The organism is Stackebrandtia sp. (assembly GCF_035643755.1).
In the GTDB taxonomy this organism is placed as follows: Bacteria; Actinomycetota; Actinomycetes; order Mycobacteriales; family Micromonosporaceae; genus Stackebrandtia.
Map to the genome: position 1 here is coordinate 1 of NZ_DASQPW010000203.1, position 11,864 is coordinate 11,864.

The 11,864-nt window shown below is 69.8% G+C and carries 13 protein-coding genes; 9 read left to right on the top strand and 4 right to left on the bottom strand.

Going from position 1 to position 11,864, the window contains the following annotated elements:
* Nucleotides 1–370 (top strand): helix-turn-helix domain-containing protein (locus VE172_RS15765; RefSeq protein WP_324802883.1); only part of this gene is annotated, 370 nt, incomplete at its 5' end.
* Between the two features lie 10 nt (nt 371–380).
* Nucleotides 381–854 (top strand): hypothetical protein, encoded by a 474-nt coding sequence (locus tag VE172_RS15770; RefSeq protein WP_324802884.1) that lies wholly within the window; start codon nt 381–383, stop codon nt 852–854.
* Here the strand turns inward: VE172_RS15770 and VE172_RS15775 are convergent.
* Entirely contained in the window at nt 851–2,416 is a 1,566-nt protein-coding gene (locus VE172_RS15775) for an MFS transporter (RefSeq protein WP_324802885.1), read from the bottom strand. The two genes, VE172_RS15770 and VE172_RS15775, sit on opposite strands and share 4 nt — an antisense overlap.
* 163 nt (nt 2,417–2,579) lie before the next feature.
* Between VE172_RS15775 and VE172_RS15780 the strand changes: the two genes are divergently transcribed.
* Genes VE172_RS15780 through VE172_RS15790 form a run of 3 tightly spaced genes read left to right on the top strand, consistent with a single transcriptional unit; the run spans nt 2,580 to nt 6,229 of the window.
* Nucleotides 2,580–3,683, top strand: a complete 1,104-nt coding sequence (locus VE172_RS15780; protein ID WP_324802886.1) for a hypothetical protein — start codon at nt 2,580–2,582, stop codon at nt 3,681–3,683.
* A gap of 24 nt (nt 3,684–3,707) precedes the next feature.
* Entirely contained in the window at nt 3,708–3,932 is a 225-nt protein-coding gene (locus VE172_RS15785; RefSeq protein WP_324802887.1) for a hypothetical protein, read from the top strand.
* Between the two features lie 17 nt (nt 3,933–3,949).
* Nucleotides 3,950–6,229: a molybdopterin-dependent oxidoreductase gene (locus VE172_RS15790; protein ID WP_324802888.1), complete on the top strand. Its 2,280-nt coding sequence runs from the start codon at nt 3,950–3,952 to the stop codon at nt 6,227–6,229.
* Here the strand turns inward: VE172_RS15790 and VE172_RS15795 are convergent.
* Nucleotides 6,226–6,639, bottom strand: a complete 414-nt coding sequence (locus VE172_RS15795; RefSeq protein WP_324802889.1) for a hypothetical protein — start codon at nt 6,637–6,639, stop codon at nt 6,226–6,228. The genes VE172_RS15790 and VE172_RS15795 overlap by 4 nt on opposite strands.
* A 23-nt stretch (nt 6,640–6,662) precedes the next feature.
* Between VE172_RS15795 and VE172_RS15800 the strand changes: the two genes are divergently transcribed.
* The 3 genes from VE172_RS15800 (at nt 6,663) to VE172_RS15810 (ending at nt 8,820) form a co-directional block, all read left to right on the top strand.
* On the top strand, nt 6,663–7,106 hold the full coding sequence (locus VE172_RS15800; RefSeq protein WP_324802890.1) for a MarR family winged helix-turn-helix transcriptional regulator: 444 nt from the start codon (nt 6,663–6,665) through the stop codon (nt 7,104–7,106).
* A 109-nt stretch (nt 7,107–7,215) separates the two neighbouring features.
* Nucleotides 7,216–8,442 (top strand): cytochrome P450, encoded by a 1,227-nt coding sequence (locus VE172_RS15805; RefSeq protein WP_324802891.1) that lies wholly within the window; start codon nt 7,216–7,218, stop codon nt 8,440–8,442.
* Between the two features lie 63 nt (nt 8,443–8,505).
* A complete protein-coding gene (locus tag VE172_RS15810) occupies nt 8,506–8,820 on the top strand; it encodes a DMT family transporter (protein ID WP_324802892.1) in 315 nt (104 codons plus the stop codon).
* Nucleotides 8,821–8,842: 22 nt separating this feature from the next.
* Here the strand turns inward: VE172_RS15810 and VE172_RS15815 are convergent, their stop codons facing one another.
* Nucleotides 8,843–9,487 (bottom strand): N-acetylmuramoyl-L-alanine amidase, encoded by a 645-nt coding sequence (locus tag VE172_RS15815; RefSeq protein ID WP_324802893.1) that lies wholly within the window; start codon nt 9,485–9,487, stop codon nt 8,843–8,845.
* A gap of 54 nt (nt 9,488–9,541) precedes the next feature.
* The gene (locus VE172_RS15820) at nt 9,542–10,714 is read right to left on the bottom strand and encodes an ROK family transcriptional regulator (protein WP_324802894.1); all 1,173 of its coding nucleotides are present in this window, start codon (nt 10,712–10,714) and stop codon (nt 9,542–9,544) included.
* A gap of 144 nt (nt 10,715–10,858) precedes the next feature.
* Between VE172_RS15820 and VE172_RS15825 the strand changes: the two genes are divergently transcribed.
* On the top strand, nt 10,859–11,864 hold a 1,006-nt coding region (locus VE172_RS15825; protein WP_324802895.1), incomplete at its 3' end, for a glycoside hydrolase family 3 protein.

The window sequence follows — 11,864 nt, forward strand, 5'->3', positions numbered from 1 at the left end:
GGCGTGGGCGTGGCGGCGGCTGAGGGCCAGCGGCGGGCGGGCCCGCGTCAGCGACCTGGCCGACGAGCTGGGCTGGACCCGGCGCCACCTGAACCGCAAGTTCCACGAACAGATCGGCCTGTCCCCCAAGACCGCCGCGCGGGTGCTGCGCTTCGAGCACGTGGTCGAGTTGGTGGACAAGGGATCGGGATCGCTCGGCGAGATCGCCGCCAACGCGGGCTACAGCGACCACGCCCACCTGGGCCGCGAGGTGCGCGACTTCGCCGGCTGCCCCCCGGGCGAGCTCGCCCGGGCCCTGGCGACCCGGATCACCGTCGAACCCGCCGTCATGTCCCATTTATTCAAGGACGTCGTGGCCGGTCGGCCGTAGCTTTCGGTCCATGACGAACACCCGAACCGCGCCCCCGCTGCCCGCGCCGGCCCGCAACGCCCTCATCGCCATGTACGTGGGGCTGGCCCTGACCATCGCGGCCGCGCTCATCCCCTATCTGGCCTCGGGATCGCTGTCCCACCAGATGCACCAGGCCGAGGACGGCTACGTGAAGGGCACCGACACCGACACCGCCGTCGCCGCCGTCCAGCTGACGCTGGCCGGCGTGGCGGGCCTCGGCGTGATCTGCTGGCTGGGCATGATCTTCGCCGTCCACAAGCGACAGCGCTGGAGCCGCGTGGCGTCCACGGTCCTCTTGGTGATCGCCGAAGGCATCGCCCTGGCCACCGTGTTCGCGAGGGAATACGGACACACGCTGGTGCCCGCCGGTATCGGCACGGCGACGCTCTTGCCGAGTCTGGCGGGCCTGGTGGCGGTCGGGTTCCTGTGGATGTGGAAGCGCGACCGCCCCGAAGCGTCCTAGGCGCCGGATCCGACCAGGACCCTCTCGTCCGTCGCGGCCGGGAGGGTCTCGGCGACGGTCTGGCGCTTGCGGCGGAAGGCCATCACCGCGACGACCGCGAAGGCCAGCATGCCGACCGCACCGATGCCCGCGACCGTGTTGAAGCCGTCGGTGAAGGCGACCTTCGCGGCGTCCAGCAGCGGCTTGGACCCCGTCTCCACCGCCCCGGCGATGCTGTCGTGCGCGGCGCCGGCCGCGGACGCCGACGTGCCGGAGGGGATGTGGGTGTCGATGTTGGACCGATAGACGGCGCTGGCGATGCTGCCGAACGCGGCCACGCCCATGGCTACCCCGAACTCGGCGCTGGTCTCCGACAGGGAGGCCGCCGAACCCGCGCGGTCGGCCGGGGCCGAACCCACCACCAGGTCGGTGCACACCACGCCCAGCGGCGCGATGCCGATCATGGTCACCGCCACCGACGCCACCAGCGCCACCGGGCCGGAGTCGGCGTCCAACCGGCTGAGCAGGTACAGGCCGGTAGCACCCAGGGTGAGTCCCGCGGCCAGCAGGTGTCCGGGGTGGAAGCGTCGCATCAGGTACGGCGCGATCTGCATCATGATGATCATCGACACCGCGGGCGGGACCAGGTAGACGCCCGCCTCCGTGGTGGTCAGCCCGACCACCAGCTGGAGGTACTGGCTGGCCAGGAACATCGCGCCGCTCATGAACAGGGTGGGCACCAGCATGGTGGCCAGGGCGATGGAGAAGCCGCGGTTGGAGAACAGCCGCAGGTCCAGCAGCGGGTCGGCCAGGCGGCGCTGGCGACGGACGAAGGCCGCGCCGATCAGCAGCCCCGCCACGATGGCGGCGACGTTGACGAAGCCGGGGCCGTTCTTGGCGATCTCCTTCAGGCCGTAGATGAACGGCAGGATCGCGCCGAGCGACAGGGCCACGCTGGACGGATCGATGCGTCCCGACCGCGCCGCCTTGGACTCGGGGAGCAGGAACGGGCCCGCGATCATCAGCACGACCATGACGGGCACGCCCATCAGGAACACCGAGCCCCACCAGAAGTGGGCCAGCAGCACCCCGCCGATGATCGGGCCGATGGCCGCGCCGCCCATGAAGCAGCTCATCCACACCGACAACGCCACGGCCCGCTGCCGCGGGTTGGGGAACATGTTGGTGATCAGGGCCATGATGGACGGCATCTGGGTGGCGCCGGCGATGCCCAACAGGGCCCGCGCGCCGATCAGCGCGTCGGCCGTCGGCGCGAAAGCCGCCACAATGGACGCCACGCTGAAGGCGGCGGCGCCGATCATGAGCAGCCTGCGGCGTCCGATGCGATCCCCCAAGGTGCCCATGGTGACCAGGAAACCGGCGATCATAAATCCGTAGATGTCCATGATCCACAGTTGCTGGGTGCTGTCGGCGTGCAACGCGGTGGCCAGGCGGGGTGCCGCCATGAACAGCACGCTCATGTCAAGGGACAAAAGGAGACTGGGCAGCGCCAGTACGGCCAGGCCGAGCCATTCGCGCGAGCCGGCTCGGGCCTGCGTCGCGGCGGGGGTCGCGGTTTCCATGGTGGTTCCTTCCTCACAGGGTTGTTGTTGAGGTAGACCGCGACGCCGCCCGAGACTCATCGGTGGCGCGAAGGTTTTTTACCTTCCATGAGTCGTCCACACCCGGTGAGTAAAGAGGCGCGCACCTATTGAAATGCGAATGTCTGCCCAATAGCTTCAAGCCATGACCAACTCCCCTGCTCGTCGCCTTCTGCTTCTCGGCGGTGCCACCGCGGCGGTCGCCGTGTCGGCCGTCCTGGTCTCCCAGGCATACGCGTCCGGCGCCGCACAATGGACGATCACGCCCGCCGCGGACATCGGCAAGGGCTACGAATACCAGTCCGTCGCCGCGATCGGCGATGACGACGTGTGGGCCGTGGGCTCGCTGAGCTCCGACGACCCCAACACCACCATGGCCGCGCACTGGGATGGCAAGGCGTGGAACCAGACCCCGACGCCCGAGGGCTGGGACCTGGACGGCGTGTCCGGCTCGGCGGGCGACGACGTGTGGGCGGTGGGGCGCGGCGCCAAGGGCAGCGTCACGGCCCATTGGGACGGGAAGTCCTGGGGCAACGTGGATCCCGGCAAGCCGGAGCTGCCGTCCGGCGAGACGGCGGGGCTGTACGCCGTCGACACCGCCGACAATGGACAGGCGTGGGCGGGCGGCTGCGGCGACAGCGACACGGCGTCCACCGCCTTCATGCAGCACTGGGACGGCGGGGCGTGGACGCCCTCGGCGCTCCCGATCCCCCAGGGCGTCGACAACTCCTGCGTCTTCGCCGTGAAGTACGTGTCCGACACCGAGGTGTGGGCGCTGGGCTCCACGTGGCAGAAGAGTCCCTGGATGCTGCGCTGGGACGGCCAGAAGTGGAACACCGAGACGACACCGTCCAATGCCGACAATGTTCAGCTCACGGGCCTGATGACCGGCGCCGGCGACGGCCTGCCCGGCATGTGCGCGTCGGGGTACACACTGGACAAGAACATGAAGCCCCACCCGTACCTGATGTGCCGCGACGGCGACAAGTGGACGCAGGTCGACGCCCCCAAGATCGACGCCTTCATCAGCTCCATCGGCTCCGACGGCGCGGGCGGCGCCTACCTGACCGGGCGCACCTTCCAGAACAAGCCGGTGCTGCTGCACTACGACGGCACGACCGTCACCCAGGAGGACGCGCCGTCGGCGAAGGACGGCAGCCTGGCCGACATCGACTCCGCCCCCGGCTCGAAGCGGGTGTGGGTGGTCGGCGCGGAGGGCTCGGACGGATTCGCCGCGCACAGCGGTTGAGGAGGCGGTGCTAGTTTTCGGTGGATGACTTCACCGAAATGCACCCAGTGCGGCAACACCGACCTGTTTCCGGGTTTCATCGTCGACCGCGGCAGCCAGGCGGGCAACTTCAACGTCTGGGTCGAGGGCCAGCTGGAGCGCGGCGCCTTCGGCGGCGCCAAGGCCATGGGCCGCCCGAAGTGGGAGGTCGACGCCCACCGCTGCCAGCGCTGCGGGCATCTCGAGCTGTTCGCCATTCGTCCGCTGTAACGGGAGTTGATGCCGCCGTGACCACCCACCTGACCCACTGGGGCGCCTTCGAGGCCGAGACCGACGGCACCGCGTTGACCGCGGTGCGGCCGTGGCGGGGGGACGCCGAACCCAACCCCATCATCGACAACGTCGCCTCCGCGCAGCACCACGCCGCGCGCGTCGACCGGCCCCACATCCGGCGCGGCTGGCTCGAGAATGGACCGGGCGCGCCCGGGCGCGGCGAGGACACGTTCGTGCCGGTGTCGTGGGAAACGGCGCTGGACGCGCTGGCGGGCGAGCTGCGCCGGGTGTACGACACGCACGGCGGCAAGGCGGTGTACGGCGGGTCGTACGGCTGGGGAAGCGCCGGCCGCTTCCACCACGCGCAAAGCCAGGTGCACCGTTTCCTCAACGCGCTGGGCGGTTACGTCAGGTCGGTCAACAGCTATTCGTTCACGGTGTCGCAGGTTCTCTTGCCGCACATCCTCGGCAACCTCAACAACCTGCTGGTGCGGCACACCGTGTGGGGCGTGATCACCGACAACACCGAGCTGATCGTGGCCTTCGGCGGCCTGTCGAGCAAGAACTCCCGGACCAACCCGGGCGGCCACGCGCGGCACGAGATGCGGGTTCCGTTGGCGCGGGCGAGAGAGCGCGGCTGCCGGGTGGTGTCGGTTTCGCCGTTGCGCGACGACACGCCGGACGAGGCGGGGGCGCAGTGGGTCGCGCCGCGGCCCGGCAGCGACGCGGCGATCATGCTGGCCCTGGCGTACGTGCTGGACGCCGAGAAACTGGCCGATGTGGACTTCCTCGAGCGCTACACGGTGGGGTACGAGCGTTTCATCGCGTACGTGCGCGGCGAGGTCGACGGCGTGGCGAAGACTCCACAGTGGGCCGCCGAGCTGGCGGAGGTGCCCGCCGAGTGGATCGGCGACCTGGCCCGCGACATGGCGTCCCACCGGACGCTCCTGGCGGTCAGCTGGTCCCTGCAGCGCGCCGAGCACGGCGAGCAGCCGCTGTGGCTGGGCGTGGTGCTGGCGGCGATGCTGGGCCAGATCGGCCTGCCCGGCGGCGGTTTCGGCCACGGCTACGGTTCGGCGGGCTCGGCAGGCAAGCCCCGGACGCTGACGTCGGCACCCTCGCTGTCGCAGGGCGTCAACGGCGTCGAGGAGTTCATACCGGTGGCCCGGATCTCCGACATGCTGCTGAACCCGGGCGGCCAGTTCGCCTACGACGGCGGGCGTTACACCTATCCGGACATCAAGCTGGTGTATTGGTGTGGCGGCAACCCCTTCCACCACCACCAGGATCTGTCCCGACTGCACCGCGCCTTCCAGCGGCCGGACACCGTGGTGGTTCACGATCCCTTCTGGACGTCGACGGCGCGGCACGCCGACATCGTGATCCCGTCCACCATGACCATCGAGCGCGACGACTTCGGTTCGGGGCTCAGCGATCCGGTCTTCATGCCGATGCCCGCGCTCACCCGGCCGCACGGCGAGGCCCGCGACGACTACGACACCTTCAGCGCGCTGGCCGAGCGGCTCGGGATCGCCAAGGCGTTCACCGAGGGCCGCGACACTCGGCAATGGCTGCGGCACCTGTACGGCGAATGGCGGGATCGCTTGGCGGGCATGGGACACCCGATGCCGTCCTTTGACGACTTCTGGGGTTCGGAGTACGTCGAGATCCCGGTGCCCGAACCGGATCAGGTGCTGCTGTCGGAGTTCCGCGACGACCCCGAGGCGGCGGCGCTGCCGACGCCCAGCGGGAGGATCGAGATCTTCTCGTCCACCATCGACTCCTTCGGCTACGACGACTGCCCCGGTCATCCGGTGTGGATGGAGCCCGCGGAGTGGCTGGCCGGGCCCCGGGCGGAGCGCTTCGGCCTGCACCTGATCGCCAACCAGCCCAAGCATCGGCTGCACAGCCAGCTGGACATCGGCGCCCACAGCCAGGCCGCGAAGATCGCCGGGCGGGAGCCGCTGCGCATCCATCCCGACGACGCCGCGAAGCGCGGCCTGGTCGACGGCGGGGTGGCCAGGGTGTTCAACGACCGGGGCGCGGCCCTGGTCGGGGTGCGGGTCAGCACCGACGTGCGGCCGGGCGTGGTGCAGTTGTCGACCGGCGCCTGGTACGACCCCGACCCGTCGGATGCGGGCTTTTGCCGCCACGGCAACGTCAACGTGCTCACCCCGGACGCCCCCAGCTCCACCCTGTCCCAGGGCTGCACGGGACAGCACGCGCTGGTGGAGATCGAGCCGGTGGACTCCGACGTCCCGGAGGTGACGGTGACGCGGGCTCCCGCGGTCTAGGACCGCCGCAGCCACGCCGCCGAGCCCAGGTGCACCACCGCGCACAGCAGCCCTCCGGCCGCCATGCCCGGGATGCCTTGGGACACACCGATGACCACGTCGCCCACTTGCGACAGACCGGCCACCAACAGGACGGGCAGCAGCCCGCGCGCGTCGCGCCGCAGCGCCATCACCGCCACGACGGCCACCACGACGCCGATCGACACCGCCCGGACCATGTACGCCTGGACGTAGAGCTCCACGGTGGCGTTGACGGTGCCGTGTCCGCTGACCAACAGCGGATCGACCACGGCGAGGATCCCGAACACCACGGTGATCAGGGCGAAGAACACGTTGAGCAGCAGGACGACGCGGCGCGTCCGCGAAACGGGCGTTACTTCGATTTGATAATCATTCTGCTTTTGAATCATTTTTAGACTGTAGCATGTTCACCGTGACCGAATCCCCGCACAGCTCCGCGTCCTTTCAGCTGGGAGTCCTCGGCGGCGAGGCCACCGAGCGCTTCGCCCGGCGGATCGCCGACCTCGGCCTCAAGCCCAAGCAGGTCGGCGTCCTCATCGCCCTGCACACCGGGGCGCCCGCCTCGCAACTGGAGCTGGCGCGGCGGATGCACGTGGCGCCCAGCCTGATGGTGGCGCTGGCCGATCAACTGGAGGAGCTCGGCGCCATCGGCCGCGAACGCGACGCCGCCGACCGCCGCCGCCAGGTCCTCACCCTCACCGACACCGGGCGCCGCCTCCTGGACGTCTGCGCCGGCCACGCCGCCGCGGTGGACGACGAACTCACCGCGGGCCTCAACGTCGCCGAGCGGCGCGCCCTGCGCAAGGGGCTGACCGCCCTGGCCGGGGCCCTGGGATACCCCGTCGATCCACAGTGACACACGTCACGACGTTCCCGCGACTTCGCGGTTTGACATTGACCCGAGGTCAACGTGGAGACTGGCGGCAGTTTGCGACATCAGGCCATCGCCACCAGGAGTGAATCCCATGAACCAGACGCTTCCGATCCCCCAGGGTCTCCCCATGAAGCGCGACGACGGACCCTTCAACCCGCCGCGCGACATCACCCAGCTGCGTCGGGTGCGCCCGGTCAGCCCGCTGCACTTCCCCGACGGGCACTCCGGCTGGCTCGTCACCGGGTACGAGGAGGTGCGCCAGCTGATGGCCGACACCCGCTTCAGCTCCCGGCTGGACCTCGACATCGTCCACGTGCCCTACGAGACCCCGGGCATGCCGACGCCGACCGAGCCGTCGCCACCGATGCCCGGCGTGTTCGTCGCCATGGACCCGCCGGATCAGACCCGGGTGCGCCGCAAGCTCACCGGCGCCTTCACCGTCAAGCGGATGAAGACGCTGGAGGAGCAGATCATCGCCATCACCGAGCGGCAACTGGAGTCGCTGGCGGGGTTGACCCCGCCGGTCGACCTGGTGAAGGAGTTCGCGCTTCCCGTGCCGTCGCTGGTGATCTGCGAACTGCTGGGCGTGCCCTACGCCGACCGGGAGACCTTCCAGGTCAACTCCGGCAAGTTCCTCGTCACGGACCAGACGCTGGAGGAGAAGGGCGCCGCGTACGGCGCCATGACCGGGTACCTCGCCGAGCTGGTCATCGCCAAGCGCGCCGAACCCGGCGACGACATCCTGTCCGACCTGGCGCGCGACGAGGACCTCAGCATCGAGGAGCTGGTCGGCGTGGCGTTCCTGCTGCTGCTGGCGGGCCACGAGACCACCGCCAACATGCTGGCCCTGGGCACCTTCGCGCTGCTGGAGCACCCCGACCAGCTCGCCGAGCTGCGCGCCAACCCCGACCTGATGCCCGGCGCGGTCGAGGAGCTGATGCGGTACCTGTCGGTGGCCGACATCTTCTACCGTTACGCCACCGAGGACCTCGAGCTCGGCGGCGAGACGATCACCAAGGGCTCCACCGTCGTGGTGTCGCTGCTGGCCGCCAACCGCGACCCGCGGCGCTTCGACGACCCCGACGCCCTGGACGTCCGCCGCACCGCCCGCGGACACACGTCCTTCGGGCACGGCGTCCACCAGTGCCTCGGGCAGCAGCTGGCCCGCATCGAGATGCGCGCCGGGTTCGCCGGTCTGCTGCGCCGCTTCCCGGATCTGGCGCTGGCCGTCGGCGCCGACGAGGTGAGGCTGCGCGACGACATGAACATCTACGGCGTCCACGAGCTGCCGGTGACCTGGACCCGCACCGAGTCCTGAGATCCGCGGCGCGCGGCGGCTCCACGGTGGAGTCGCCGCGCGCGTCTACTTAGAGTGGTCGCCATGTCATGGATCATTCTGGTGGCCTCCGGCCTGCTCGAAACCACCTGGGCCATCGCGCTGGACCGCTCGCAGGGCTTCTCGAAGGCGACGCCGACCGCCGTGTTCGGGGTGGCGCTGCTGTTGAGCATGGCCGGTCTGGGTTACGCGCTGCGCGACATACCCGTGGGCACCGGCTACGCGGTCTGGGTGGGTATCGGCGCGGTCGGCACCGCCGTGGTCGGCATGGTGTGGCTGGGCGAAAGCGCCAGCCTCGCGCGGATCCTGTGCCTGGTGCTGGTGGTGGCGGGCGTCGTCGGTCTCAAGGTCTACCACTGAAGGACCGACGACGCCGCCGGAATCAACGCGGGTCCGCAACCGGGTCGCGCACCAGATCCATGTAGCGGTCCCAGTCCCACCCGCTGCCCGGGTCGGTGTGGGTGGCGCCGGGCACCTCGTAGTGCCCGATGATGTGTTTGCGGTCCATCGGAATGTCGTAGCGCGAACAGATGTCGTGTACCAGGCGCGCCGACGACTCGTACATGGCCTTGGTGAACCAGCGCTTGGGATCGGCGATGTAGCCCTCGTGCTCGATGCCGATGGAGTGGGTGTTGACGTCCCAGTTGCCCGCGTGCCACGCGATGTCGGACTCGTGGACCATCTGGGTGATCTGCCCGTCGGAGGAGCGGATCGCGTAGTGCGCCGTCACCTGCGACTTCGGGTTCTGGAACCAGGCCTGGGTTCCCTCGTAGCTGCCCTGCATGACGTGAATGACCACCATGGTGATCTTGTCGCTGCCGGGGCGCTGCGCGTTGGTGTAGTTGTGCTTGTCGGCGGCCTCCCAGCGGGCACCGGCGTAGTCCGCCATGGCCGTTTCGGGCTGGTCGCTTTCGGGACGTGAGGCGTCGCCGTGATCGTTGCCGCGCCCGGAGGCCTCGGCGTATGCGGGTTGGACGCCCGCGAGGAGCGCGAGCGCGATGACCATTGTGGTTGTAAATACACGCATAGTCGTCAGTGAAGCACAGCGTGTCAAGTTTCTAAGCCGGACAATGAAACTGCTTCACTCCTGGGTGAACAGTTCTTCTCGGACCGTGTCGAGGCCCACGCGTAGCGCGCCGCGCAGCACCGCGTCGTTGGAGGCCGTGCCGACCACGACGGACGGCTTGAACGGGGTGAGCTTGGGGATCTCGACGCCCACGCGGCGGGCCAGTGATTCGCCGCCGGCGTAGCCGACGTCGCCGCCCAGAACCACAAGGGACGGGTCGAGCACCGAGCACACCGACGACACGCCCAGCGCCATCCGCTCGGCGACCTCGTCCAGCAGCTTCGCGCCCGCGGGCCCGCCGGCCAGGGCCGCGCGCACCACCTCGTGGGCCTCGGTGTCGCGGAAGCCGTGGCGCCGTCCGAGTTCGACCACCGCCTCGGCGCCGATGAGCTGCTGAAAGGAGCCCTTGGCGCCGCGGGTGACGTCGCCGTCGGGCAGCGGTCCACCCGGGACGGTGAGGTAGCCGACCTCGCCGGCGCCGCCGGTGGAGCCGCGGTGCAGCCTGCCGCCCAGCACCACGCCGACCCCCAGGCCGCGGGAGAACCACACGTAGACGAAGTCGTCGACGCCGCGCGCGGCGCCCTCGCGGTGCTCGGCGACGGCGGCCAGGTTGACGTCGTTTTCGATGATGACGGGGAAGCGCAGGTCCTTTTCGAGCCGCTCGTGGAGGCCGAACTGCCAGGTGGGCAGCTCCCAGGAGAACCCGATGTCGTTGGAGGAGGGGTCGATCAGGCCGGGGGTGGCCATGACGAGCCGGTTGACGCGGTCCAGCTCCAGACCGGCGTCCTTGGCCGCGCCCAGCACCGCGCGATGCACCACGGTCACCGGGTCCTCGGCGTCGCGGGTGCCCAGTTCGGCGCGCCCGACGATCTCGCCGGTCAGGTCGCTGCAGGCGACCTTCACCGAGTCGGGTCCGACGTTGACGCCGGCGACGTGGGCGTAGGAGCCGACCACCGCGTACACCTGCGCGTTGGGGCCGCGGTTTCCGGGCCGGGTGCCCACGGCCTCGATCAGGCCGCGGGATTCGAGGCGCTCGACCATCTGGGAGGCGGTGACCTTCGACAGGGAGGTGGCGGACGCGAGTTGGGCCCTGGTCTGGGGGCCCTCGGTGAACAACAGGTTCAGGGCGGCGCGGTCATTGAGGACTCGCAGCAGCTGGGGTACGCCGGGTGAAGGTCGTGGGGTCATCGGGTCGGAGCCTTCCATCGTCTTGTGAGCTAGATGAATCTTTCCTCATGTATTGCGGGGTCGGCAAGCCACCCACCACAAACTTTCTCAAGACGCATAGACTAATCGATAGTTTTGTTATTAGTAATCTTAGGATGTCATCGTATGCCGAACAACCTCGAACTTCGCACTCTGGCGCTGCGCACGCTGATCCCCGGCTTCACCGGAACCACCGCGCCACAATGGGCACTGGATCTGCTGGACGAGGGACTGGGTGGTTACTGTCTGTTCGCCTTCAACGTCGCCGACCCCGAACAATTGACGGATTTGAATGCCACGCTGCGTCAGGCCAACGACGACATCGTCATCGCCATCGACGAGGAGGGCGGCGACGTCACCCGGCTGCACAGCGCCACCGGCAGCCCGTACCCCGGAAACGCCGCTCTCGGGGCGGTGGACGACACGGCGCTGACCACCGCGATCCACCAGTCGATCGGCGCCGAGCTGGCCGCGGCCGGGGTGACGGTCGACTTCGCGCCCGCCGTGGACATCAATGTGGAGGACGACAACCCGGTCATCGGGACCCGCTCCTTCGGCCGCGACGCCGACCTGGTGGCCCGCCACACCGCCGCCGCGGTGCGGGGATTGCAGAACGCCGGGATCGCCGCCTGCGCCAAGCACTTCCCCGGACACGGCGCCACGGTGACCGACTCGCATCTCGGCATGCCCACCGTGGACATTCCCCTGGAGACGCTGCGGGGCCGCGAGCTGAAGCCGTTCGTCGCGGCGATCGAGGCCGGGTCCGCGCTGGTGATGAGCGGGCACATCCGGGTCCCGGTGCTGACCGGCGACGCCGCGGCCACCATGTCGCACGCCGCCATCCATGACCTCCTTCGCGGCGAGCTCGGCTTCGACGGCGCCGTGGTCACCGACGCCATGGAGATGGGCGGCGCCACCGGCGAGCTCGGGCTGCCCGAGGCCAGCGTCCGGGCGATCGCCGCCGGCTGCGACCTGATCTGCACCGGCGGCGAGACCCAGAAGCACGGCCCGATGACGGACCTGATCCACGCCACCGCCGACGCCCTGGTCGCCGCCGTGGAGTCGGGCCGCCTGCCACGCGAGCGCCTGGAGGACGCGGTGGCCCGGGGCGACGCCCTGCGCGCCTGGCAGC